A 23,601-nucleotide genomic window follows, 5' to 3' on the forward strand; every position below is an offset into this window, starting at 1 on the left:
GCTTCCGTCAGGCCCGCGGCGCCGATCGTTGGTGTCGGGGTCCGTGGCTGCGCGGAAGCGGGCGTGATTTTCGCTCGACTTCGGCTTGCCGTGCGGTATTGCACGGCGCGGCGGTGGCTCGAGCCTGTCTAGACCAGTCCGGGGAAGCTGCTGAAAAAAGAGGCGGCTCGTCCGTCAGCGCGCGTCGTGGAAGATGATGCCCAGCGTATGCCGGCGCCCCGAGCGTACGCGGCTCACACCGTGGCGCATCGTCACGCGATAGCTGCCGCGCGTGCCGGCCACCGGCCGCTGGTTGACCGCGAAGATCACCGCCTCGCCCCGCGAGAGCGACACCACCTCGGCGCGCGACTGCATGCGCGGGCGCTGTTCGGTCAGCACGAACTCGCCGCCGGCGAAATCGCTGCCGGGCTCGCTCAGCAGCACCGTGAGCTGCAACGGGAATTGCAGGTCGCCGTACAGGTCCTGGTGCAGGCAGTTGTAGTCGCCCTCGCCGTAGCGCAGCAGCAGCGGGGTGGGGCGCTCCTGGCCGGCGGCGTGGCAGCGCGCCAGGTACGCGGCGTGTTCCGCCGGATAGTCGGCCGGCTGGCCCATTGCCGCCGCCCACGCGTTGGCCAGCGGCGCGAGGCGCTCGTACAGCGCGGCGCGCCACGCCGCCAGCTTCGGCGGCAGCGGATAGGCGAAGTACTGGTACTCGCCCTGGCCGAAGCCGTGGCGCTGCATCACCACGCGGCTGCGGAAATGACGGGGCCGGTCGTACATGGCCACGAGCGCGGCGCATTCCGTCGGGGTGAAAAGCGGTGTGCCGGTGGTGGCGCAGCCGCGGGCGGCGATGTCGGCTTCGATGCGGGGCCAGTCGAGGGCTTCGACCAGGGAGGCTGGGGTTGCTGCTGTCATGCGTGCAGTGTCCCGTCTTCGGCACCGAGCGGCTGGCCGTTTCCGGACGCGGCTTTCCGCACCGGTTCGCATCGCGGGCTTTGGAGGGCCAAGCGGAGGCTGTCCGGGGTTTTGAGCGATCATCCCCTCATGGCAAGAGAAAAAACCACCTCGCGCGAAGGCTCCACGGGGCAGCTGGTGCAGGGCCGGCCGGTGGCCGTGCTGGGGCGCGGCATGGCGCTGGTCAAGGTCGGCAAGGCGCCGCGTCCGCAGGTGCGGCCCGAGGACAACACCACGGCGCTGATGAAGAAGGCGGCCCGTGCGCTGGGCAAGCCCGGCATCGACAGGTCGGTGGTCTTCCGCGGACCCAACGCGGCCAAGGTGTACGCCTACTCGGCCTATCCGCCGGACCCGAGCAAGATCGTGCGCGAAGCGGCCGACGGCACCAAGGTCATCGGCCGCATGGTCGACGGCAGGTTCCGCGCGAGCAAGGCGTGAGCATCAGCCGCCCGCCGAAGCTCGAGAAACTGCTGGAGCAGACGCAGGGCCCGCGTCCCGTGGCCTTCGTGCTGGCCGGCCACAACGGCTCCGGCAAATCCACCCTCTGGTATTCGCGCCTGGCGCCCTCGCTGCGCCTGCCGCTGGTCAATGCCGACCGGATGATGATGTCCATCCTGCCCGACGCAGACCCCGCCACCGGACACATCCCCGCCTGGGCCCAGCGCCTGCGCGACGACGACGAGCGCTGGCAGATCCTTTCGCAGAAGGGTGTGCGCGCCTTCAAGAGCCTGGTGATGGACCAGCGCATGCCCTTCGCCTTCGAGACCGTCTTCTCGCACTGGAAGCCGCTGCCCGGCGGCGGCCACGAGTCGAAGGCCGACGACATCCGCGCGATGCAGGAAGCCGGCTACTTCGTCGTGCTGCTCTTCGTGGGGCTGGTGTCGGTGGACATGTCGGTCTTCCGCGTGAGCACGCGCAGGCAGCAGGGCGGCCACGACGTGGACCGCAGGAAGCTCATCGAGCGCTTTCCCCGCACGCAGGCGGCGGTCGGCCACGCGGCGCAGATCGCGAACATGACGCTCATGTTCGACAACAGCCGCTCGGAAAAGGACGCCTTCTCGCTGGTGCGCGCGCAGGCGAAGAAGTCGGTGCTGTTCGACGCGCGCGACCCGCAGTTCGACGTCGACCCGCAGTTGCGCGCCGTCTGCGACCCGTGGCTGGAGAAGGTCACGGGGCCGTTCAGGCCGCCGCGCGCTTCGCCGCCGAAGAAGAACAGCGCGGCATCGGCAGCGCCGGCGACCACATCGACAACCTGACCGGAGATCTTTGTGAGCACCTCGAATCCATCCCCCGATCAAGCCGGCGACTGGCAACTTCCCTGGACCGGCGGCTGCCGCTGCGGCCGAGTGCGCCTGCGCATCAGCGCGCCGCCGCTGCTGTCGATGGCTTGCCACTGCACCGGCTGCCAGACCATGAGCGCGAGCGCCTTCTCGCTCTCCATCGCCATTCCCACGCAGGGCTTCGAGGTGGTGTCGGGCGAGCCCGTCATCGGCGGGCTGCACGGCGCCGATTCGCATCACTACTTCTGCCCGCACTGCAAGAGCTGGATGTTCACGCGCGCCGAAGGCCTCGACCAGTTCGTCAACCTCCGGCCGTCGATGCTCGACAGCCACGCATGGGTCGAGCCCTTCGTCGAGACCTGGACCGACGAGAAGCTGCCCTGGGCGAATACGCCCGCGAAGCACAGCTTCGGCGCCCTGCCCGAGATGGACGCCTTCCCGGCGCTCATCGAAGCCTATGCCCGGGAAGGCTCCCGGCCCCCGAAGCGCTGACGGAAGGACTGGCGCCATGACGCCCCAGGCCGTTCTCGACCACTACGATCAGGGCCTGCTGTGGCCCGCCGATCGCCCGCTCCCGATCGCCGCCGACATGGACGCCGCCTACCAGCAGGCGCTGGCCCTGCGCGCGCTTCGCGCCGCTCGCGGCGAACGCGCAGTGGGCTACAAGATCGGCTTCACCAACCGCACGATCTGGCCCCGCTACGAGGTCTACGCGCCCATCTGGGGCACCGTGTGGAACACCACGCTCACGCGCAGCAGCGGCGGCACCGGCGAAGTGAGCCTCGACAGGCTGTGCCAGCCGCGCCTCGAACCGGAGATCGTGTTCGGCATGGCCGCCACCCCGCCGCGCGACGCCACGCTGGAAGACCTCTTCGGCTGCATCGCGTGGCTCGCGCCGGGTTTCGAGATCGTGCAGTCGCACCTGCCCGGCTGGAAATTCAGCGCCGCTGGCACCGTGGCCGACGGCGGCCTGCATGCGCGCCTGCTGATCGGGCGCGAAACGCCCGTCGGCCACTTCGCCACCAGCGCCCATGCGCTCGACGAACTGCTCGGCCGCACGCGCGTGAGGCTCCGTCGCGGCGATGAACTCGTCGAGGAAGGCAAGGGTGCCAACGTGCTCGACGGCCCGCTGCATGCCTTGCACCACTTCAACCATGAGCTGCAGCGCTGCGCCGGCGCACCGGCCTTGATGCCCGGCGACGTGGTCACCACCGGCACATGGACTGACGCCTGGCCGCTGGAGCCCGGCCAGTCGTGGCGCGCCGAATTCGACGCGCCCTTCGATTCGCTCGGGATCACGCTGCGCTAGCGGCGGCCCGCGCCTGCTCCAGCAGCCACTCGCTGAAGAACCTCAACAACGGCCGCTGGTCGGCCCGTTCGGGCGTCACGAGGTAGTAGTTGCGCTCGCCCGAGAGCGGCCGCGCGCAGGCCACCACCAGTTCGCCGCGCGCGAGCTCGTCGGCCACCAGCATGGTCGGCATCAGCGCCACGCCGAGCCCGTGCGACGCGGCAGCGGCGAGGATGGAGAACAGCTCGTAGCGCGGGCCGCCGCGTGCGTTGGGCGCGTCGATCTGCTGCGCGTCGAACCACTGGCGCCAGCCGTCGGGACGCGTGCTCTGCTGCAGCAGCGGCATCCTGGCGATGGCGGCGGGCGTCACGGCCTTGCCGCGCGGAAGAAGGGCGGGGCTGCACACCGGCACCACGTCCTCGTGCATCAGCAGCAGCGCGCGCGTGCCGGCCCAGTTCTCGACTTGCGCGGGCGTGCCGGCGTAGAGCGCGGCGTCGAACTCCGCGTCGGCGAAGAGAAAGGGGCGGGTGCGCGTCTCGATGTGCACCACCACGTCGGGCTGCAGCGCCGCGAAGCCCTTCAGGCGCGGCATCAGCCAGCGGGTGGCGAAGGTGGGCACGGCCGCCAGCGAGAGCGAGCCGCCCTCGCCCTGGTGCGCCATGGCGTCGAGCGTGTCGCGCTCCATCGCTTCGAGCCGTTTGCTGATCTGCCGCGCATAGGCCGCGCCGCTGGCCGTGAGCGCCACGCCGTGCCGCGTGCGGCGGAACAGCGCCACGCCCAGGAAGGCCTCGAGCGTGCCGATCTGGCGCGACACCGCGCTCTGCGTGAGGGCCAGCTCCTGCGCGGCGCGGGTGTAGCTCTCGTGGCGCGCGGCGGCGTCGAAGCACACCAGGGTCTGCAGGGGCGGGATCTTGCGGCGCATGTATGCCTCGGCTGTATGTATGGATCCGATGGCTCGTCAATGGAGAAGCCGCTCGAACATCTTGCAAGACATTCTACGAACGCATATCTGGGTGCGGAATCATCGTTTGCGTCATGGCCCCCGCGTGGCTAGCATCGGCCGATCCCCCCTCGTTTTTCTTTCTTCCCCCCTTTTCCGGAGACAGCCACATGGCCGCCAAAGCGCAATTCCACTGGGACGACCCCCTTCTTCTCGACCAGCAGCTGACCGACGAAGAACGCATGATCCGCGACGCGGCCAATGCCTACTGCCAGGAGCGCCTCGCGCCCCGCGTGCTCGAAGGCTTCCGCACCGGCGAGACCGACCCCGCCATCTTTCGCGAAATGGGCGCCCTCGGCCTGCTGGGCCCGACCATCCCCGAGCAGTACGGCGGCCCCGGCCTCAACTACGTGGCCTACGGCCTGATCGCCCGCGAAGTCGAGCGCGTCGACTCGGGCTACCGCTCGATGGCCAGCGTGCAGAGCTCGCTGGTGATGGTGCCGATCTTCGAGTTCGGCTCCGAGGGCCAGAAGCAGAAGTTCCTGCCCAAGCTCGCCACCGGCGAATGGATCGGCTGCTTCGGCCTGACCGAACCCGACCACGGCTCCGACCCCGGCAGCATGGCCACGCGCGCCAAGAAGGTGCCGGGCGGCTACTCGCTCACCGGCTCGAAGATGTGGATCAGCAATTCGCCCATCGCCGACGTGTTCGTGGTGTGGGCCAAGGAAGTCAGCGAGAGCGGCGCCGTCGGCCCGATCCGCGGTTTCGTGCTCGAGAAGGGCATGAAGGGCCTGAGCGCTCCTGCCATTCACGGCAAGGTCGGCCTGCGCGCCAGCATCACCGGCGAGATCGTGATGGACGGCGTGTTCTGCCCCGAAGAGAACGCCTTCCCCGAAGTGCAGGGCCTGAAGGGCCCCTTCACCTGCCTCAACAGCGCCCGATACGGCATCTCGTGGGGCGCGCTCGGCGCCGCCGAAGACTGCTGGCACCGCGCCCGCCAGTACACGCTGGACCGCAAGCAGTTCGGCCGCCCGCTGGCCGCCAACCAGCTCATCCAGAAGAAGCTGGCCGACATGCAGACCGAGATCACGCTGGGCCTGCAGGGCAGCCTGCGCCTGGGCCGCATGAAGGACGAAGGCATCGCCGCGGTGGAAATCACCTCGATCATGAAGCGCAACAACTGCGGCAAGTCGCTCGACATCGCCCGCATGGCGCGCGACATGATGGGCGGCAACGGCATCAGCGACGAATTCGGCGTGGCCCGCCACCTGGTGAACCTGGAAGTGGTCAACACCTACGAAGGCACGCACGACATCCACGCGCTGATCCTGGGCCGCGCGATCACGGGCATCGCGGCGTTCTCGAACTGAAAGCGGACAGCCGAACGCAGAAGAAATACAAAAGGCACGCAGAAGTCGCAGAAGGAAACCTAAGCAAATTCCTGGGTTTTACTTTTGCGACCTTTGCGTGACCTTCGCGACTTCTGCGTTCTGTCCCCGTATTCCTTCTCGATAGACCCATGACCCCTCAAGCAGCCCTGGACGGCATCAAAGTCCTCGACCTCTCCCGCGTGCTCGCCGGCCCGTGGTGCACGCAGATCCTCGCGGACCTGGGCGCCGACGTCGTCAAGATCGAGCGCCCCGGCGTCGGCGACGACACGCGCACCTGGGGCCCGCCCTTCATCAAGGACGCGGACGGCAACGACACCGACCAGGCCAGCTACTTCACCGCCTGCAACCGCAACAAGCGCTCCGTCACGGTCGACATGGCCACGCCCGACGGGCAGGCGCTGCTCAGGCAGATGGCGGCGCAGGCCGACATCGTGGTGGAGAACTTCAAGACCGGCGGCCTGAAGCAGTACGGCCTCGACCACGAGAGCCTGCGCGCGGCCAACCCGCGCCTCATCTACTGCAGCGTGACCGGCTTCGGCCACGACGGCCCGTACGCCGAGCGCGCGGGCTACGACCTGATGATCCAGGCCATGACCGGCATGATGAGCATCACCGGCCGTCCCGACGACGTGCCTGGCGGCGGCCCGCTGCGCGTGGGCGTGGCGCTGACCGACCTGTTCACCGGCGTCTACGCCAGCACCGCCATCCTCGCGGCGCTGCAGGTGCGCGAGCGCACCGGCGAAGGCCAGCACATCGACATGGCGCTGCTCGACGTGGGCATGGCCATCCTCGCCAACCAGGCCAGCGCCTTCCTCAATACCGGCAAGGCGCCCGGACGCCAGGGCAACACGCACCCCAGCCTCGCGCCGTACCAGGACTTTCCGACGCAGGACGGCGCGATGCTGCTGGCCATCGGCAACAACGGCCAGTTCGCGCGCTTCTGCGAGGCCGGCGGCCACCCCGAGTGGGCGACCGACGCGCGCTTCGCCACCAACACCCTGCGCGTGAAGCACCGCGGCGTGCTCATTCCGATGATGGAAGAGCTCACCCGCACCCGCACCACCGCAGCGTGGGTCACGCTGCTCGAAGACAAGGCCGTGCCCTGCGGCCCGATCAACGACATCGCGCAGGCCTTCGACGACGCGCAGGTCAAGGCGCGCGGCCTCGCGGTCACGCTGCCGCGCGATGCGGGTGACGGCATCGCCAGCATCACCGGCGTGGCGAGCCCGCTGCGCCTGTCGGCCACGCCGCCCGTGCTTCGCCACGCGCCCCCGGCGCTGGGCCAGCACACGCAGGAGGTGCTGGCGGAAATGGGCATCGACGCCGCCCGCTTCGAGGCGCTGCGTTCGGCCGGCGTGGTCTGACGAAGAGGCAAGCGGCATGACGAACCCGATGCGCCAGCCGCCGTTCTCGGTGCTGCGCATCGACCACGTCGTGCTGCGCGTGAAGGACGCCGAACGCGCCATCGCCTTCTACTGCGGCGTGCTGGGCTGCACCGTCGAGAAGCGCCGCGACGACCTGGGGCTCGTGCACCTGCGCGCGGGCGCCAGCCTGATCGACCTCGTCACGCCCGACGGCCCGCTGGGCAGGCAGGGCGGGGCGCTCGCCGGTACCGAGGGCCGCAACGTCGATCACTTCTGCCTGCGCATCGAGCCTTTCGACGAAGCCGCCATCCGCGCGTTGATGGCGGCGAATGGCGTGACGGTGTACGGCGATGTACAGAACAACTTCGGCGCCGAGGGCAACGGCCCCTCGATCTACATCGCCGACCCCGACGGCAACAGCGTCGAGCTCAAGGGCCCCGCGGCGGCCTGAGCGTCCCTCTCTTTCTTCTTTCTCCGCCGATTTGTACGCCACTGTGTCTGCCCGACGCAGTGAACACACGCGCATGCAAATCGGCAGGTGGTTCGACATATCGCGGATACAGCCCGTCGATGTAATTCCTGCATCGCTTCAGATGCACGTCACACGAGGCGATGGGGCCCGAGACGAGGCCTCATTCCGAACCACCTTCCATCCAAAGGAACCACCATGACCGACAAGCAAGTCCTCTACACCGGCAAGACCCACACCACCGGCGGCCGCCTCGGCGCATCGCGCAGCAGCGACGGCCATCTGGACATCCAGCTGTCGCCCCCCGGCGGCAATGGCACCGGCACCAATCCCGAGCAGCTGTTCGCCGCCGGCTGGTCGGCCTGCTTCATCGGCGCCATGGGCAAGGCCGCGGGCACGCTGAAGGTCAAGCTGCCGGCCGACCTGTCGGTGGATGCCGAGGTCGACCTGGTCCTGCAGGAAGGCCAGTATTTCCTGCAGGCCCGACTGAACGTGAGCCTGCCCGGCCTCGACCGCGAGACTGCTCGCGCCGTGGTCGATACCGCGCACCAGACCTGCCCGTACTCCAAGCTCACGCGCGGCAACATCGAAGTGGAGTTGAATCTGGTCTGACAGGCGCGGGGCCGTCAGCCGGATCAAAGACGCGGGCTCGTTCAGCCCGCGCGCCCGACGGTCGCCACGCCGAACACGATCACGCCCAGCGCCAGGTTCACCGTCACCAGCTTGCGCACCGTGTTCAGCCGCGCGGCAGCCATCGGCCAGGCGCTTTCATCCACCGCGCGGCGCATCGCCCTGAACACCGAGGCGCGGATGTAGGTGTAGATGGCGGCCATCACGATCGCGATGCTCATCATGGCCTCGATGCGCCAGTGCAGGCCGCGGAAGCCGCCGCCAGCCAGGATCATCGCCACGCCGGTCGCGAAGAGCAGCGTGACCGATGCGTCCACCCCCACGAAGAAGCGCCTGAGCGCCGCGGCCATCATGCGCAGGCGCTGCGGCGGTTGTTCGAGCGCGGCGACGGCCGAAGGGCGCACCGCGAAGTGCATGGTGGCCATGCCGCCGACCCAGAAGGCGGCGCACAGCAGGTGGATGAAGAGGGCGGTGACGTAGAGCATGTTGGGCCCGATCAGAACACCGAAGGGCCCCGGCGCGCAACGAAGCCCTTCATCGTCATCCGGAGGGCTTGGTTTCCGCGAAACGCCGCATGTCCACCACCACCTGCCGCAGCAACTCCGATGCGGCCGGCGAGAGCATGCGCCCGTGTCGCGACACGATGTGCGAGCGGCCCTGCGACAGCAGCGGGTTCTTCATCGGCAGTTCCACCAGTTCGGGGTTGCTCGCGTTGGGCGTGAGCGAGATGCGCGTGCCCAGCGCATAGCCCAGCCCCGCCGACACGAAGTGCCCGAGCGCGCTGAAGGAGGTGGTGGTCAGGAGCGAGGCCAGGCGAACGCCCTCGCTGATCTCGGCGGCCTCGATGTGCTGGCGCACGCCGAAATTGCGGTGCAGCGTGGCGCCTGGGTAGGGCTGCAGGTCGGCGAGCGTCAGAGGGCGGTCGAGCTGCGCGAGCGGGTGCGAGCGCAGCACCATTGCCTGGATCGGCTGCGGGTGGGAATGGTGCGAAGTCAGCCGCTCGTCCTTCGGCGGCTGGAACAGCAGGCCGACGTGGGCGCGCTCCTCCACCACCCGCTGCACGATCTCGTCGGTGCTGGCCACGTCGAGATCGATCGTGATCTTCGGGTGCGAGATCATGAAGTCGCGCAGGCTGTGGCGCATGAGCCAGTCCACGTAGCCCTCGCCGGCCACGATGTCGATGTGGCCGCGCTCGATCTTGCGGATGCTGTCGAGCTGCGCCATCAGGTGCTGCTTCTGGCTGTGCTGGCGCCGCACGTAGCCGGCCAGCATCTGGCCCGCGTCGGTGGGCACCACGCCGCGCCCGTGGCGCTCCAGCAGCGGCAGGCCGCACTCCTGCTCCAGGATGCCGATGGCGCGGCTGACGGCCGAGGGGTCCATGTCGAGCACCTCGGCGGCGCCGCGCACGGAGCCGCTGTCCAGCACCTGCATGAAGTAGCGCACGCGGCGCGTGTCGAGCCTGTCGTCCATGGCCTTCGTCTCCGGAGTGTTGCATTCAATGCAACGAATATCCCGATTCGCGGCCATTGATGCAAGGGGCCGGCGATCCGAAACTTCCCGGCAGCCCGCAGCCGCCGCTGCGCCACACGATGCCCCAACCGATGACATCCGCTGCTTCCACCCCAACTTCGCTCGCTCCCGGCGCCTCTTCGTCGGCTTCCGGAAAACTCCGGCTCGCGCTCGTCACCCTGGCCGTCGTGGCCGCGGCCGAGCTCATCGGCCCGGTGCAGTTCAGCGTCGGCCCGGGCAAGGTGGCGCTGCTGCCGATGCTGTGGGCGCTGCTGATCGCGGCCGCGTGGGGCATCGCGCATCGCCGCGTGCCGGGTGCGGTGCGGGTGGCGACGGCCGAGCAGTCCTTCGCGGGCGGCCTGTTGAACGCGGGCCTGCTGCTCTTCGTGGTGAAGCTGGGCCTCACGGTCGGCGCCGCGCTGCCGCAGGTGAAGCAGGCTGGCTGGGCGCTGCTGTTCCAGGAGTTCGGCCATGCGCTGGGCACGCTGGCGCTGGGCCTGCCGCTGGCGCTGCTGCTGGGCATCAAGCGCGAGGCGGTGGGCGCCACCTTCTCTGTGGGCCGCGAGGGCAACCTCGTGATCATCGGCGAGAAGTACGGCATGGCCTCGCCAGAAGGCCGCGGCGTGCTGGCCGAGTACATCACCGGCACGGTGCTGGGTGCGCTCTTCATCGCGGTGCTGGCGGGCTTCATCGCCAGCCTGCACATCTTCGATCCGCGCTCGCTGGCCATGGGCGCCGGCGTGGGCTCGGGCAGCCTGATGGCGGCGGCGCTGGGCGCCATCGCCGCGCAGCAGCCGGCGGAGATGCTGCCGCAGCTCACGGCCATCGCCGCCGCGTCGAACCTGCTGACGACGGTGGTGGGCTTCTACTTCACGCTGTTCCTGTCGCTGCCGCTGTGCTCGTGGCTCTACGGCAAGCTGGAGCCGGTGCTGGGCCGCTTCTCGAAGCGCGGCGCGCAGGACGCGGGCACGGGCGCCGTGTCGCAGGTCAGCGTCGGCCACGGAGGCGCATTGCCGCTGCGCGACACGCTCATCGCCTGGGCGGTGGTCAGCGGCGGCGTGCTCATCGGCAATTCGCTGACCTACAAGGTGCCGGTGCTGGTGTCGCTCGAAGGCCTGGCGGCGGTGGCGTCGATCGCGCTGATCGTCGAGGGCATCAAGCGCCTGGTGCCGCGCCTGCCGATGGTGCTGGTGCTGTCGGTGGTGGCCACGGTGGCCGGCATTCCGGGGCTGTTCCCGTTCTCCGACGCGCTGATCGCGATCACCGCCAAGCTCAACTTCCTGGCCTTCACCACCCCCGTGCTCGCGCTGGCCGGCTTCTCGGTCGCGAAGGACCTGCCGGTGTTCCGCCAGCTGGGCTGGCGCATCGTGGTGGTGTCGCTCACCGCCACCGCGGGCACCTTCCTCGGCGCCACGGTGATCGCCGAATTCTTCCACTGACAACCAATCCATCCCACGACAGGACCCGCAAACCATGTACCGCGACCCCGAAATCGCCGAAGACACCCGCGCCCGCATGCTGGCCTGGCGCCGCGACATCCACGCCAACCCCGAGACCGCCTTCGAGGAGCACCGCACTGCCAACGTCGTCGCCAACGCGCTGATGCTGATGGGCCTGCCGGTGCACCGCGGCCTGGCCGGCACCGGCGTGGTGGGCACGCTGAAGAACGGCGAGGGCCCGAGCATCGCGCTGCGCGCCGACCTCGACGCGCTCAACATGCAGGAGCTGGGCACCCAGCCGCACGCCTCGAAGTGCGCCGGCAAGATGCACGCTTGCGGCCACGACGGCCACACGGCCATGCTGTTGGGCGCGGCCGAGCATCTCTCGCGCCACAGGCCCTTCAAGGGCACGGTGCACTTCGTGTTCCAGCCCGCCGAGGAGAACGAGGGCGGCGGCCGCGTGATGGTGGACGAGGGCCTGTTCGAGCAGTTCCCGGCCGACGCCGTCTACGGCATGCACAACTTCCCCAGCCTGCCGCGCGGCCAGTTCGCGATCCGCAAGGGCACGATGACGGCCTTTCTCGACACCTTCGAGATCGTCGTCACCGGCAAGGGCAGCCACGGCGCCATGCCCGAGACCGGCATCGACTCGGTGGTGGTCTCGGCCCAGCTGGTGAACGCGCTGCAGACCATCGTGAGCCGCCGCACCGGCGCGACCGACTCGGCTGTGGTGAGCGTCACGCAGATCCATGGCGGCGACACCTGGAACGTGATCCCCGAGACCGTCGTGCTGCGCGGCACCGTGCGCACGCTGGACCCGGCCATTCAGGACAAGACCCAGGCCGCCATGCAGCAGATCTGCGACGGCGTGGCCGCCACGCACGGAGCGAAGGTGGCGCTGGACTACCGTCGCGGCTACCCCGGCGTGGTCAACACGCCCGCCGAGACCGACGCCGCCATCGCCGCGGCCGCCAGCCTGGTCGAGCGCGCGCAGGTGCACACCGACATCCCGCCCGCCATGGGCTCGGAAGACTTCGCCTTCATGCTGCAGAAGCGCCCGGGCGCCTACATCGGCATCGGCGCGGGCGAGGGCCCGAACGACCCGAACGTGCACAACCCGTACTACGACTTCAACGACAACATCCTGCCGCTGGGCGCCGCCTACTGGGTGGCACTGGTCAAACAGCAGCTTCCTGCATCGAGAGATGAGAGCATGATGCGCTGATGCTCTCCGCCTTCGACATCTTCAAGATCGGCATCGGCCCATCCAGCTCGCACACCGTGGGGCCGATGCGCGCCGCGCTCATGTTCGCGCGCTCGCTCGAAGCGCGCGGCCTGCTCGCGCAGGTGGCGCGGCTGCGCGTTGACCTTTTCGGCTCGCTCGGCGCCACCGGCCACGGCCACGCGACCGACCAGGGCGTGATCCTCGGCCTCTTCGGCGACGCGCCCGACACGGTACGGCCCGAGACCGTTCAGCCCCGGCTGGAGGCGCTGCGCCGCACCGGCCGCCTCGACCTGCTGGGCACCACGCCCATCGCCTTCGACCGCGTGCGCGATATCGCCTTCAGGGGTGAGGAATCGCTGGCCGAGCATCCCAACGCGATGCGCTTCACCGCCTTCGCGGCCGATGGCGGCACGCTGGCCGAGGGCACCTACTTCTCGGTCGGCGGCGGCTTCGTCGTCGAGGGCGGGCAGGCGGTTGCACAGACGGCGGCTGCGGCGTCGGCCGTGCCGCATCCCTTCGCCACCGGCGACGAGCTCATGGCGCAGTGCCGAGAACATGGCCTTTCCGTGGCCGCTCTCGTCATGCGCAACGAATGCGCGTGGCGTCCGGAAGCCGAAGTGCGCGCGGGGCTGCTGCGCGTCTGGCAGGTGATGCAGCAGTGCGTGCAGCGCGGATTCGGCATCGACAACCCGCTGGCCGCGCAGGCGCTTCCCGGCCCGCTGCGCATGCGCCGCCGCGCGCCCGAGCTGCACCGCGAGCTGCTCGCGCAGGCCGGCGCGGCCGATCCGCTCGCGGCCATGGACTGGGTCAACGCCTTCGCGATGGCGGTGAACGAGGAGAACGCCGCCGGCGGCCGCGTGGTCACCGCGCCCACCAATGGCGCGGCCGGCGTGGTGCCCGCGGTGATGCACTACTACCAGCGCTTCGTGCCGCAGGCGAGCGACGAAGGCATCGTCGACTTCCTGCTCACCGCCGCGGCCATCGGCATGCTCTACAAGACGAATGCCTCCATCTCGGGCGCCGAGGTCGGCTGCCAGGGCGAGGTGGGCGTGGCCTGCTCGATGGCGGCCGGCGCGCTCGCCGCTGTGCTCGGCGCCACGCCGGCGCAGGTCGAGAACGCGGCCGAGATCGGCATGGAGCACAACCTCGGCCTCACCTGCGACCCGGTCGGCGGCATGGTGCAGATACCGTGCGTGGAGCGCAACGCGATGGGCGCGGTCAAGGCCATCAATGCGGCGCGAATGGCGCTGCGCGGCGACGGCAGCCACTACGTGTCGCTCGATGCCGTGATCCGCACCATGAAGCAGACTGGCGAGGACATGAAGGCCACCTACAAGGAAACCTCGCTGGGCGGACTGGCCGTGAACGTCGTGGAGTGCTGAGGGCGCGAGGCTGCGTCAGAATGGCCGGCCCACCGTCTTGAACATTCAAAGCCGAGGCCCCATGACCCGCACCATCGCCGAAAAACGCGCCGATTTCCGCGCGCTCCATCAACAAGGCTGCTTCGTCATTCCGAACCCGTGGGACACGGGCAGCGCGCGTTATCTCGAAGGCCTGGGCTTCAAGGCGCTGGCCACCACCAGCTCCGGCTTCGCCTGGTCGCAGGGGCAGGCGGACGGCGCGATGTCGCGCGAGCACATCCTCGCGCACCTGCGCGAACTGGTGGAAGCCACCGACCTGCCGGTGAACGCCGACTTCGAGAACGGCTTCGCCGCCGATGCGCAGGGCGTGGCCGAAAGCGTGAGCCTGGCCATCGAGATGGGCGTGGCGGGCCTGTCCATCGAGGATTCGACGGGCAACGCTGACGATCCGCTCTTTCCGCTCGATGTGGCGGTGGAGCGCCTGCGCGCCGCGCGCAAGGCCATCGATGCCTCGGGCGCCGACGTGCTGCTGGTCGGCCGCGCCGAGAATTTCTTCGCCGGCCGCCCCGACCTGGACGATGCCGTCGCGCGCATCAAGGCGTATGCCAATGCGGGCGCCGACTGCCTCTACGCCCCGGGCATCAAGACGCGCGAGCAGATCGCCGCCGTGGTCGCCGCCGCGGGAGGCAAGCCGGTCAACCTGCTGGTGGGCGCGCCCAGCGAACTCACGTTGAAGGACATCGCCGAACTCGGCGTGCGCCGCGTCAGCGTGGGCGGCGGGCTGGCGCGCGCGGCGTGGGGCGGCTTCATCCGGGCCGCGCGCACGCTGGCCGACGGGCGCTTCGACGGCTTCGCCGATGCCGCGCCGGGTGCCGAGCTCAACGCCTTCTTCAAACCCTTCGCAGACTGAGGCCGTGGAGGCGCTGCTCGCCGAGGTCCGCGCCTGCCGTGCGTGCGCGGTGCACCTGCCGCTGGGCCCCAGGCCGGTGGTGCAGGCCAGCGCGAGCGCGAGGCTGCTCATCGTCGGCCAGGCGCCCAGCCTCACGGTGCACCAGACCGGCGTACCGTGGAACGACCGCAGCGGCGACCAGCTGCGCCGCTGGCTCGGCATCGAGCGCGAGGTGTTCTACGACGCCGCGCGCGTGGCGATCGTGCCGATGGGCTACTGCTACCCCGGCCGAGGAAAGAGCGGCGACCTGCCGCCGCGCAGGGAATGCGCCGAGTTGTGGCACGAGAAGCTGTTCGCGCAGATGAAGCAGGTGGAGCTGACGCTGCTCATCGGCCAGTACGCGCAGCGCCATTTCCTCGGCAGGAAGGCGCACGCGGGCGTCACCGAGACCGTGCAGGCCTTCGCCGACTACGCGCCGCGCTTCGTTCCGCTGCCGCATCCGTCGCCGCGCAACACGGGCTGGCTCAAGCACCATCCGTGGTTCGAGAGCGACGTGCTGCCGGTGCTGCGCGAGCGCGTGCGGCACGCGCTCGGGCTCTGAGTGGGTTTCAGGGCGCCAAGGCGACCGAAGCACCCGTGGCGTTGAAGGGCCGCGCCGCATACACGATGCGCCCGCCCACCACCGTCATCAGCGATGTTGTCTTGCCTATGCGCTCCAGCGGCACGCTGAAGAAGTCCTGGTCGAGCACGGCGAAGTCGGCGAGCTTGCCCACCTCCAGCGTGCCGCGTCTGCCCTCGTCGAAGCTGAACCACGCGCTGCCCTGCGTGTACAGGCGCAGCGCCTGCTCGCGCGTGGGCGTCTCGTCGGCGCCGCGCATGGCCTTGCCGCTCACCGTCTTGCCGTCGAGCATCCACTGCAGCGCAACGAAGGGGTTGTACGAGGCCACGCGGTGCGCGTCGGTGCCAGCGCCGATGTTCACGCCTGCGCGCAGCGCGGTGCCTATGGGCGGCATGCGCCGAGCCGCGTCGCCGCGCACGGCGAGCGCGCGGTCGCCCTGGAAGTACATCGCGTCCTGCATGGTCCAGCCGATGCCCAGCGCCTTCATGCGCGCGAGCGTCTCAGGCGAGGCGTCGTCCAGGTGGGCGATGGACCAGCGCAGGTCCTTGATCGGCACTTCGGCGTTCAGCTTCTCGTACAGCCCCAGCAGGTGGTCGACCGAGCCGTTCTCCTGCCAGTGGATGGTGACGGCCATCTTCTTCGTGGCGGCCCACTTGACGAGTTCGTAGAACTTCGCCTTCGCGGCCTCGTCGGGGAAGTTGTTGTTGTACATGGCGAGCGTCACGCGTTCGCCCAATCCGTTGAACTTGAGCATGTCGTCGCCGAAGCCCATCGGCAGCATCTGCGTGAGGTCGCGGAACTCCTGCAGCTCCGCGCCGGGCTTCTGCGCGAACACGCTGTAGGCCACGCGCAGCGTCAGCGCCTTCTCGCGCCACAGCTGGAAGAGCGCCGCGTACTGCGAGGGCGCGATGCTGAAGCCGCCCGGGTCCACCAGGCCGGTGATGCCCAGGCGGTTGAGCTCGGTGAAGAAGGCGCGCGTGCCGGCCACGTTGTCGTCGTAGGTGGGCTTGGGCAGCTTGTCGAAGAGAGCCGAGATGCCGACGATGTCGCCGCTCATCCAGCCTGGCGCGCCGTCGGCCACGGGCTTCATGCCGGCGGGCAGCGTGCCGGGTGCGACGCCCAGCGCTTCGAGCGCCTTGGGCGTCATCACCACCGCCTCGTAGAAGAGCTGCACGTACACCGGGTTGTTCGGCGCCGCTTCCTGCAGCTCGGCCAGCGTGGGGCGGCGGCGCTCGGCGAACTGCTGCTCGGTCCAGCCGCCGGCCACGATCAGCCAGCCGCCCGGGCGCGCGTTGGCCGCTGCGGTGCGGATGCGCGCCATCGCCTCGGCGATGGTGCCGGCGCCGATCCAGTTGACCTCGGTGGAGTAGCTCAGCGCGGCGCGCACCGCGTGCATATGGGAGTCGATCAGGCCGGGAACGACGGTGCGTCCGCCTGCGTCGACAGTGCGTGTCGCGGGGCTCGTGAAAGCGCCCATCTGCGCGGCGCTGCCGACGGCCACGATGCGGCCGTCGCGCACAGCGATTGCCTGGGCCATGGTGCCGGCGGCGTCGAGCGTGGCGATCTTCGCGTTGGTGACGACGAGGTCGGCCGGTTGAGCCTGCGCGGCAAAGCTCAGGGCGAAGAGGCTGGTAAGCAGCAGCGTCCGGCCAGGGACACCGCGGAACCGGCTTTGCCGGGCCGCAGGTGCCGCCCCCGGAGAGGGGGTTGGCGAAGCGACACGAAGTGCGCGAAGGCTGGGGGTGAGTTTCATCAGTCCACCTTGATGCTGGCGGCCTTCACGACCTGCTGGGCCTTCGCCGTCTCTTCGACGATGAACTTGTTGAACTGAGCCGAAGGCATGGTGAACGGCTCGGCGCCCAGTTTCTCCAGCCGCTCCTTCAGCTCGGGCGACACCATGATCTTCGCGACCTCGGCCTGCAGCCGGTCGACCACCGGCTGCGGCGTCTTCGCGGGCGCGAACAGGCCGACCCAGAACAGGTACTCCGAGCCCGGTACGCCGGCCTCCACCGTGGTGGGCGCGCTGGGCAGCGCGGAAGAGCGCTTGCCGGTGCCTACGGCCAGCGCCTGCAGCTTGCCGGTCTGTATCAGCGGCAGGGCAGACACCATGGGCGCGAAGAACCAGTCGACGCGCCCGGCCATCACCTCGGTCATCGCCTCGGGCGTGCCGCGGAAGGGAACATGCTGGGCGTCGACGCCGGCCGCGAGCCGGAACACCTCGGCGTTCATGTGCGTGGCCGATCCGTTGCCGGCCGAGCCGTAGTTGAAGCCGCCGGGCTTGGCCTTCGCCTTGGCCACCAGGTCCTTCACGTTGGCGAAGTGCGAGGGCGCGGTCACCAGCACGTTGGGCAGGCTGGCCATCGGCGTGATGCCGGTGAAGTCCTTGAGGGTGTCGTACGACAGGCCCTTGTAGATCCACGGGTTCACGAGGTGGCCGGCCGAGTGCACCAGCAGCGTGTAGCCGTCGGCCGGCGACTTGGCGACGATGGCCGCGCCCAGCGTGCCGCCCGCCCCTGGCTTGTTGTCCACGATCACGCTGGTGCCCAGCGCCGGCCCGAGCTTTTCGGCCACCAGGCGCGCGACGATGTCGGTGCCGCTGCCGGCCGTGAAGGGCACGACCAGCCGCACCGCCTGCGTGCCGGGCCACGGCCCCTGCGCGTGGGCGCCGGTGAGCGCGCAGGCCGCGAGGGCCGCCGCCGCGGCGAGCGTCTGCCGCCGGCTCCAGTTGAAAGTCTTCTTCATGCGTCTTGTCTCCGTTGATCTATTTGGTTGAGCGATGAATGACCGGGAAAGAGAGGAAGACAGCCGCTAGGCGGGCGGTGCGTTCGGCATCACCAGCGCCACCAGCACCGGCCGGTTGCCGCGGTTTTCCAGCTGGCGCTTCTCGCCGGGCGCGAAGCGGCAGCTGTCGTAGGGGCCGAGCACTTCTTCCTGGCGGGCGCCGTCGATCTCGCCGATCACGTGCAGCTGTCCTTCGAGCACGAGGTAGAGCTTTTCCATCGGCGAGCCGTCGAGGCCGGTGCGCCCGCCGGGCAGGATCTGGCTCATGCCCATCCACATCTGCGTGGAAGGGCCGGCCTCCTTGCCCTGAAGGCGCAGGCAGCGCATGTCGAAATGGTTGGGCGCCTCGTAGTGCGGCGCCTCGGCGAAGCGGGTGACGTGCATGGATGTGCTCCGGAAAGGGTTCAGGGCCGCAGCACGACGCGGTCGGTGCTGCCCGAGAGCACCAGCCGGTAGGCCTCGTGCGCCTCGTCGAGCGTGAAGTGGCGCGCCACCGGAAAGGGCTTGAGCGTGCCGCGCTCGAAGCCCTCGCGCATCGCGTCGAGCTGCGCGGTGCTGGCGACGCAGTCCATCGCCAGCGAGTCGATGCCCACGTAGGTGTGCATGCCGCGGTAGAACGCGAAGATGTCGAAGGGCACGGCGCGGTCGTGCGTGGCGATGAAGATCTGCGTCGCACCCTTGGCCATGGCCTTGTTGGCGGCCTCGAAGTAGGCGCTGCCCACGGTGTTGTAGACGATGTGCGCGCCGCGCCCGTCGGTGAGCTCGCGCACCCGCGTGCCCACGTCGGCGTGGTGGCGCGCGTCGATCGTGTCCACCGGCCCGCTCGCGAAACCCTCGAAAGGCCCGGCGCGGCGCTGCACCGCGATCACGCGCGCGCCGGCCTGCGAGGCGAGCTGCACCGCCGCCTGTCCGACCTTGCCATTGGCACCGAGCACCAGCACCGTCTGGCCGGCCTGCGGCATACCGCTGCGGCGGAAGCCCTCGTAGGCGGTGACGAAGGGCACGCCCACCGCGCCGGCCTCGTCCATCGAGATGCCGCGCGGCTTGGCGCGCAGCGCCTGCTCGGGCAGCACCAGGTAGCGCGCATGGGAGCCGTCGCGGGTGATGCCAACGTCGCCGCCGGAACCGTAGACCTCGCGGCCGATCCATTCGGAAGGCCCGCTGACGACGGTGCCCGCGAAGTCGCGGCCGGGGGTTCTGGGCCACACGGCCTGCGGCATGATGCCCAGCGTCGCTTTCACGTCGCTGGGGTTCACCGCGGCGGCGGCGATGTGCACCACGGCGTGGCCGGGTGGCGGCACAGGTTCGGGTTGCGGCGCGGCTTCGAGCCTCAGCGCGTCGAGGTCGGCGGCCTTCTCGTTCACGCGAAGTGCGTGTGGGCTGTGCATGGCTGCGGTGCTCATCGTTCAGCTCCTCGCATCGGGCAGGCCCAGCATCGCGCGTGCCTCGCGCGGGTTGGCGACTTCGCCGCCCAGGCTCACGAGGATGTCGCGCGCCTTCGCCACGAGCTGGGCGTTGCTCTCGGCGAGCACGCCCTTCTCCAGGTAGATGTTGTCCTCCATGCCCACGCGCACATGGCCGCCCAGCAGCCAGGCCTGCGCGACGATCGGAAACTCCATGCGGCCGATGCCGAAGGCGCTCCAGAAGGCGCCGCGCGGCAGCATGTTGCGTGCGTAAAGCAGCGTCTCGGGCGTGGGCGCGAAGCCGTACTTCACGCCGAGAACGAAGGTCCACATGGCGGGCCCCTCGAGCGTGCCGTCGGCGATCAGGTCGAGCGCGAGGTTGATGTCGCCCGAGTCGAAGATCTCCAGCTCGGGCTTCACGCCCGCCTCGCGCATCACCTTCGCCATGCGCCGCACGTTCTTCGGCGTGTTGATGACCACGTCGGGGCCGGAGTTCATGGTGTTCAGGTCGAGCGAGCACACGTCGGGTTTGATGAGCGCGATGTGCTCCACGCGCTTCTCGGGCGGCAGCAGCGTCGTGCCGGGCGCCGCGATCTTCGGGTCGTCCTCGCTCGGAATGAAGCGCCCGCCGGGGCCGGTCGTGAGGTTCACGATCAGCTCGCGGTTGCCGCGGCGGATGCGGTCGACCACCTCGCGGTACAGATCGACCTCCATCGAGGGCCTGCCGGTCTCGGGGTTGCGCACGTGGATGTGCACTTGGCTCGCGCCGGCCTCGGCCGCGGCCAGGCATTCGTCGGCGATCTGCACCGGTGTGATCGGCAGGTGCGGCGTCTGCTCCGGCTTCACGAGGTTGCCCGTGACGGCGCAGGTGATGAGGGTCTTGGCGGTGCTCACAGGTGGCGCCCTCCATCGACCACGATGCGCGTGCCGGTCACGAAGCGCATGGTGGTGGCCAGCGCCTCGACCGTGGCGGCCACATCCTCCGGCTGGCCGATGCGGCCCAGCGGCGTGGTGCTGGCCATCTTGCTCGCGAACTCCGCGCCGCGCCCGGGCACGAAGGCCGATTCCACCGCACCCGGCGACACCGACACCACGCGCACCGCGGGTGCCAGCGCCTTGGCCAGCGCATCGCCCACCACGTCGAGCCCGGCCTTGGCGGCCACATAGGCGAGGTTGCTGCCCACGCCCGTGAAGCCCGCGATGGACGAGATGTTGGCCACTAGGCCGTCGCCGCTCGCCTTCAACAGCGGCGCGAAGGCGCGGATGGTGGCGAACACGCCGCGGAAGTTGGAACGCACGATGTCGTCGATCAGCTCGTCGGTCAGCGCGTCGAGGTCGCCGGCCGGCACCGGCTTCGTGTGGCCCGCGCTGTTGACCAGGATGTCGCAGCGCCCGAGCGTGGCCTTCACCTCGGCAGCGGCGGCCACGAGGCTGGGCGTGTCGACGATGTCGGCGCGGATCGCCGCATGGCGCTGGCCTTCGGCCGAGGGCAGGGTGGCCGCGCGGGCCGCGGCATCGTCTCCCTTGCGGTGCAGCAGCACGCAGGTGGCGCCCAGCGCGGCAAGGCGCCTGGCGGTGGCATAGCCGATGGCGCCGAGGCCGCCGGTGATGACGGCGACCTTGCCGTCGAGTCTGGAGACTGGGTCGAAGCTCATGTCGGTGTGGGAAGTGGAGTCAGGGAATGGGTGGACGGGGGAACTTCATCTCGCCGGGTTCGAGTTCGAAGTCGTGGTGCAGCGAGGCGCTCTTTCCGTCGGGTGCGAGCGCGAAGCGGCCGATGAGCCGGCGCGTCACGCCGAAGGTCGGGTCGCTCTCGAGGTTCTCGTCGTCGTCGGCGAACACCTGCGTGATGAGCACCTTGTGGCCCGGCTTGCTCACCATGAAGTGCAAATGCGCGGGCCGGTTCGGGTGGCGCTTCTGCGCGCGCAGCAGCACGCCGCAGGGGCCGTCGGTCGGCACCGGGTAGCCGGCCGGGCGCACGCTGCGGAAGTGGAAGCGGCCCTCGGCATCGGTGGCAAAGCGCCCGCGCAGGTTCATGTTCTCCTGCGACGGGTCCTGGTTCTCGTAGAGGCCCACGGGCGAGGCCTGCCACACGTCGACCGTGGCGCCTTCCACCGGCCGGCCCTGGTGGTCGCGCACCGTGCCTGTCACTTCGAGCGGAGTGCCCGGCGTGCCCGAGCGCGCGATGCTCTCGCCCTGGGCGCAGGCCGGCGCGTTCGCGCGCCAGAAGGGCCCGAGCAGCGCGGCCGGCGACTCGCCTTGCGGGTCCTGGTTGTTCTGCAGCGCGACCACGGTCGACACGCCCAGGATGTCCGCCGCCAGCACCACCTCGTTCTTGGTTTCGCCGGTGGCCTGACCGATGGCGACGATGAATTCGAGCGCCTGCTCGAACTCCTCTTCCGTCAGCTTCACCTCCTGCACCAGCGCGTGCAGGTGGCGGGTGACCGCTTCCATCACGGTGCGCAGCCTGGGGTCGGGCGTGTGTCTCATGGCGTCGAGCACATGGTCCAGCACCGAGTGGGGGGAGGTGGCGATGTTCATGGTAAGTCTTTGCAATCGTTTGCACGATATTAGTCCAAATCGCCGAAAAGTAAAATGGAGGGAATCCGGGCTTCAGGAATGAGGGAAAGCCACCCGAAGCCATGCAGCCCGGCGACAATCGTTTGCATCAATGAGCGCCAATCAACCTTCCACACCAGCCACAGTGACCATCCGCGACGTCGCCCGCGCCGCCGGCGTGCACGTGTCCACCGTCTCGCGCGCGCTCAGCCCGGAGAAGCGCTCGCTGATCAGCGAGGAGGTGCTGCGCGTGGTCGAGGAGGCCGCGCAGCGCCTGGGCTACCGGCCCAACCGCGCGGCCTCGGCGCTGCGCACGGGGCGCACCCACACCATCGGCGTGCTGGTGCCCGACATCACCAACGCGGTGTTCCCGCCGATCCTGCAGGGCATCGAGGCCAGCGCCGCCGCGCGCGGCTACTTCGTGTTCGTCACCAACGTGGTCGACCATGCGCTCGCGCGGCCGGTGCTGGAGCGCATGCTGGCGCAGCGCGTCGACGGCGTGGTCATGGCCACCGCCACGCGCGACGATCCGCTGGTCGACTTCGTCACCAGGGCCGGCATGACGGCCGTGCTGGTCAACCGCGCCGACGAAACCGGGCGCCTGCCGGCCGTGGTGAGCGACGACCGGCTCGCGATGAAGCTCGCGGTCGACCATCTCGTGGGCCTGGGCCACAAGCGCATCGCGCACCTCGCGGGCCCGCAGACCATTCCCACCGGCGTGGGCCGCCGCCTCGGCGTGGAGCAGGCATTGCGCGACCACCGCATGAAGCCCTTCCGGGTGGTGGAATGCGCGAGCTACAGCCGCGAAGCCGGCGCCGCAGCGATGAAGCAGATGCTCGAGGCGGGTGCCGCGCCGCAGGCGGTGGTGTGCTGCAACGACCTGGTTGCGCTGGGCGCCTACGACGCGCTGCGCGAGGCGGGCCTGCGCGTGCCGCAGGACATTTCAGTCACCGGCCACAACGACATGCCCCTGGTCGACATGGTCGACCCGCCGCTGACCACCATCCGGCTGCCGCACCGCGAGCTGGGCTGGCGCGCGGCCGAGATGCTGTTCGAGGAGATCGACGGCCATTCGATGTCGGCCTCGACGGTGGTGCTGCGCCCCGAGCTGGTGGTGCGCCAGTCGACCGCCGCGCCGGCAGGCACGCGCTGAGCCTTCGCCGCTGCTGCCGCTACCACCACCAGCGGGCGATGTCGTCGCTCAGGCCCATGTAGAGCAGCACCAGCGTGACCAGCACGACGATGCACTTGTTGCGCAGCGACATCTTCGGCTTCGGCGCGAAGACCGCGGCACCGCCCAGAAAGTGCACGCCGCAGTGCGGGCACTGCCGCACCTTGCCGTAGATGAGCTCCCCGCACCGGGCACAGGGCACGTCGTCGGGGCCAGGCTCCGGCGGCGGCGTGCCGGCGTCGCGCTGCCCGTCCCGCTGGCGCTGCTGCTGCAGCCGCGCGCGGCGTTCGCGGTGCGCGGCCAGGTCGATGGGGTCGTTGGGCTTGTCGGACATGCTCTGGTGAGAACGT

Annotated in this window: 26 protein-coding genes; 14 read left to right on the forward strand and 12 right to left on the reverse strand. The window is 69.7% G+C overall.

What is annotated here, in order from left to right:
* Positions 1 to 174: 174 nt before the first annotated feature.
* Complete coding sequence (locus ABL838_RS00750; RefSeq protein WP_126020570.1) at positions 175 to 894, reverse strand: 2OG-Fe(II) oxygenase; 720 nt, start codon at positions 892 to 894, stop codon at positions 175 to 177.
* A gap of 129 nt (positions 895 to 1,023) precedes the next feature.
* Between ABL838_RS00750 and ABL838_RS00755 the strand changes: the two genes are divergently transcribed.
* From ABL838_RS00755 to ABL838_RS00770, 4 genes are read left to right on the forward strand one after another with little or no spacing between them, the layout of a single operon-like run.
* Positions 1,024 to 1,371 carry a hypothetical protein gene (locus ABL838_RS00755; RefSeq protein ID WP_221297555.1) on the forward strand — a complete coding sequence of 116 codons (348 nt, stop codon included), beginning with the start codon at positions 1,024 to 1,026 and terminating at the stop codon, positions 1,369 to 1,371.
* Positions 1,368 to 2,189, forward strand: a complete 822-nt coding sequence (locus ABL838_RS00760; RefSeq protein ID WP_418123655.1) for a zeta toxin family protein — start codon at positions 1,368 to 1,370, stop codon at positions 2,187 to 2,189. The genes ABL838_RS00755 and ABL838_RS00760 overlap by 4 nt, the downstream gene beginning before the upstream one ends.
* A gap of 12 nt (positions 2,190 to 2,201) precedes the next feature.
* Entirely contained in the window at positions 2,202 to 2,705 is a 504-nt protein-coding gene (locus ABL838_RS00765; RefSeq protein ID WP_311737024.1) for a GFA family protein, read from the forward strand.
* Positions 2,706 to 2,721: 16 nt separating this feature from the next.
* Positions 2,722 to 3,522 carry a 2-keto-4-pentenoate hydratase gene (locus ABL838_RS00770; RefSeq protein ID WP_418123657.1) on the forward strand — a complete coding sequence of 267 codons (801 nt, stop codon included), beginning with the start codon at positions 2,722 to 2,724 and terminating at the stop codon, positions 3,520 to 3,522.
* On the opposite strand, the gene ABL838_RS00775 is transcribed toward ABL838_RS00770, so the two are convergent.
* Positions 3,509 to 4,423 (reverse strand): LysR substrate-binding domain-containing protein, encoded by a 915-nt coding sequence (locus ABL838_RS00775; RefSeq protein ID WP_418123659.1) that lies wholly within the window; start codon positions 4,421 to 4,423, stop codon positions 3,509 to 3,511. The two genes, ABL838_RS00770 and ABL838_RS00775, sit on opposite strands and share 14 nt — an antisense overlap.
* 188 nt (positions 4,424 to 4,611) lie before the next feature.
* Here ABL838_RS00775 and ABL838_RS00780 point away from each other — a divergent pair, with 188 nt between their 5' ends.
* From ABL838_RS00780 to ABL838_RS00795, 4 genes are all read left to right on the forward strand, one after another.
* On the forward strand, positions 4,612 to 5,811 hold the full coding sequence (locus tag ABL838_RS00780; protein WP_093195687.1) for an acyl-CoA dehydrogenase: 1,200 nt from the start codon (positions 4,612 to 4,614) through the stop codon (positions 5,809 to 5,811).
* A gap of 149 nt (positions 5,812 to 5,960) precedes the next feature.
* Positions 5,961 to 7,196: a CaiB/BaiF CoA transferase family protein gene (locus ABL838_RS00785; RefSeq protein ID WP_126020562.1), complete on the forward strand. Its 1,236-nt coding sequence runs from the start codon at positions 5,961 to 5,963 to the stop codon at positions 7,194 to 7,196.
* A 16-nt stretch (positions 7,197 to 7,212) separates the two neighbouring features.
* The gene (locus ABL838_RS00790) at positions 7,213 to 7,647 is read left to right on the forward strand and encodes a VOC family protein (RefSeq protein ID WP_418123661.1); all 435 of its coding nucleotides are present in this window, start codon (positions 7,213 to 7,215) and stop codon (positions 7,645 to 7,647) included.
* A gap of 216 nt (positions 7,648 to 7,863) precedes the next feature.
* Complete coding sequence (locus ABL838_RS00795) at positions 7,864 to 8,277, forward strand: organic hydroperoxide resistance protein (RefSeq protein ID WP_126020558.1); 414 nt, start codon at positions 7,864 to 7,866, stop codon at positions 8,275 to 8,277.
* Positions 8,278 to 8,318: 41 nt separating this feature from the next.
* Here ABL838_RS00795 and ABL838_RS00800 read toward each other — a convergent pair whose 3' ends face one another.
* Together ABL838_RS00800 and ABL838_RS00805 are read right to left on the reverse strand one after the other, a co-directional pair.
* Entirely contained in the window at positions 8,319 to 8,780 is a 462-nt protein-coding gene (locus ABL838_RS00800; RefSeq protein ID WP_418123662.1) for a CopD family protein, read from the reverse strand.
* Positions 8,781 to 8,835: 55 nt separating this feature from the next.
* Positions 8,836 to 9,765 carry a LysR family transcriptional regulator gene (locus tag ABL838_RS00805; protein WP_184638908.1) on the reverse strand — a complete coding sequence of 310 codons (930 nt, stop codon included), beginning with the start codon at positions 9,763 to 9,765 and terminating at the stop codon, positions 8,836 to 8,838.
* Between the two features lie 131 nt (positions 9,766 to 9,896).
* Here ABL838_RS00805 and ABL838_RS00810 point away from each other — a divergent pair, with 131 nt between their 5' ends.
* The 5 genes from ABL838_RS00810 to ABL838_RS00830 all read left to right on the forward strand — a co-directional run bounded on the left by ABL838_RS00810 (position 9,897) and on the right by ABL838_RS00830 (position 15,319).
* Complete coding sequence (locus ABL838_RS00810) at positions 9,897 to 11,243, forward strand: DUF3100 domain-containing protein (RefSeq protein ID WP_418123663.1); 1,347 nt, start codon at positions 9,897 to 9,899, stop codon at positions 11,241 to 11,243.
* A gap of 34 nt (positions 11,244 to 11,277) precedes the next feature.
* Positions 11,278 to 12,468, forward strand: coding sequence for a M20 aminoacylase family protein (locus tag ABL838_RS00815; RefSeq protein WP_418118664.1), 1,191 nt, complete (start codon positions 11,278 to 11,280; stop codon positions 12,466 to 12,468).
* Positions 12,465 to 13,850 (forward strand): L-serine ammonia-lyase, encoded by a 1,386-nt coding sequence (locus ABL838_RS00820; protein WP_418125933.1) that lies wholly within the window; start codon positions 12,465 to 12,467, stop codon positions 13,848 to 13,850. Before ABL838_RS00815 ends, ABL838_RS00820 begins: the two co-directional genes overlap by 4 nt.
* Positions 13,851 to 13,911: 61 nt before the next feature.
* A complete protein-coding gene (locus ABL838_RS00825; protein WP_418123664.1) occupies positions 13,912 to 14,739 on the forward strand; it encodes an isocitrate lyase/PEP mutase family protein in 828 nt (275 codons plus the stop codon).
* A gap of 4 nt (positions 14,740 to 14,743) precedes the next feature.
* Positions 14,744 to 15,319, forward strand: coding sequence for a uracil-DNA glycosylase family protein (locus ABL838_RS00830; protein ID WP_126020545.1), 576 nt, complete (start codon positions 14,744 to 14,746; stop codon positions 15,317 to 15,319).
* Between the two features lie 7 nt (positions 15,320 to 15,326).
* Here the strand turns inward: ABL838_RS00830 and ABL838_RS00835 are convergent, their stop codons facing one another.
* The 7 genes from ABL838_RS00835 to ABL838_RS00865 all read right to left on the reverse strand — a co-directional run bounded on the left by ABL838_RS00835 (position 15,327) and on the right by ABL838_RS00865 (position 22,062).
* The gene (locus ABL838_RS00835; protein WP_418123666.1) at positions 15,327 to 17,090 is read right to left on the reverse strand and encodes an amidohydrolase; all 1,764 of its coding nucleotides are present in this window, start codon (positions 17,088 to 17,090) and stop codon (positions 15,327 to 15,329) included.
* Positions 17,090 to 18,079, reverse strand: a complete 990-nt coding sequence (locus tag ABL838_RS00840; protein ID WP_418123668.1) for a tripartite tricarboxylate transporter substrate binding protein — start codon at positions 18,077 to 18,079, stop codon at positions 17,090 to 17,092. The genes ABL838_RS00835 and ABL838_RS00840 overlap by 1 nt, the downstream gene beginning before the upstream one ends.
* Before the next feature lie 66 nt (positions 18,080 to 18,145).
* A complete protein-coding gene (locus ABL838_RS00845; protein WP_418123669.1) occupies positions 18,146 to 18,502 on the reverse strand; it encodes a cupin domain-containing protein in 357 nt (118 codons plus the stop codon).
* Between the two features lie 20 nt (positions 18,503 to 18,522).
* A complete protein-coding gene (locus tag ABL838_RS00850; RefSeq protein WP_418123670.1) occupies positions 18,523 to 19,521 on the reverse strand; it encodes a quinone oxidoreductase family protein in 999 nt (332 codons plus the stop codon).
* 3 nt (positions 19,522 to 19,524) lie between these two features.
* On the reverse strand, positions 19,525 to 20,415 hold the full coding sequence (locus ABL838_RS00855; RefSeq protein WP_418123671.1) for a 3-keto-5-aminohexanoate cleavage protein: 891 nt from the start codon (positions 20,413 to 20,415) through the stop codon (positions 19,525 to 19,527).
* Entirely contained in the window at positions 20,412 to 21,176 is a 765-nt protein-coding gene (locus tag ABL838_RS00860) for an SDR family NAD(P)-dependent oxidoreductase (RefSeq protein WP_418123672.1), read from the reverse strand. The genes ABL838_RS00855 and ABL838_RS00860 overlap by 4 nt, the downstream gene beginning before the upstream one ends.
* A 19-nt stretch (positions 21,177 to 21,195) precedes the next feature.
* On the reverse strand, positions 21,196 to 22,062 hold the full coding sequence (locus ABL838_RS00865; protein ID WP_418123674.1) for a dioxygenase: 867 nt from the start codon (positions 22,060 to 22,062) through the stop codon (positions 21,196 to 21,198).
* 130 nt (positions 22,063 to 22,192) lie between these two features.
* On the opposite strand from ABL838_RS00865, the gene ABL838_RS00870 reads away from it, so the two are divergent.
* On the forward strand, positions 22,193 to 23,233 hold the full coding sequence (locus ABL838_RS00870) for a LacI family DNA-binding transcriptional regulator (protein WP_418123676.1): 1,041 nt from the start codon (positions 22,193 to 22,195) through the stop codon (positions 23,231 to 23,233).
* Between the two features lie 19 nt (positions 23,234 to 23,252).
* On the opposite strand, the gene ABL838_RS00875 is transcribed toward ABL838_RS00870, so the two are convergent.
* On the reverse strand, positions 23,253 to 23,585 hold the full coding sequence (locus tag ABL838_RS00875) for a hypothetical protein (protein ID WP_418123678.1): 333 nt from the start codon (positions 23,583 to 23,585) through the stop codon (positions 23,253 to 23,255).
* Between the last annotated feature and the right edge of the window lie 16 nt (positions 23,586 to 23,601).

This window comes from Variovorax sp. 160MFSha2.1 (genome assembly GCF_048305075.1).
GTDB lineage: Bacteria > Pseudomonadota > Gammaproteobacteria > Burkholderiales > Burkholderiaceae_C > Variovorax > Variovorax guangxiensis.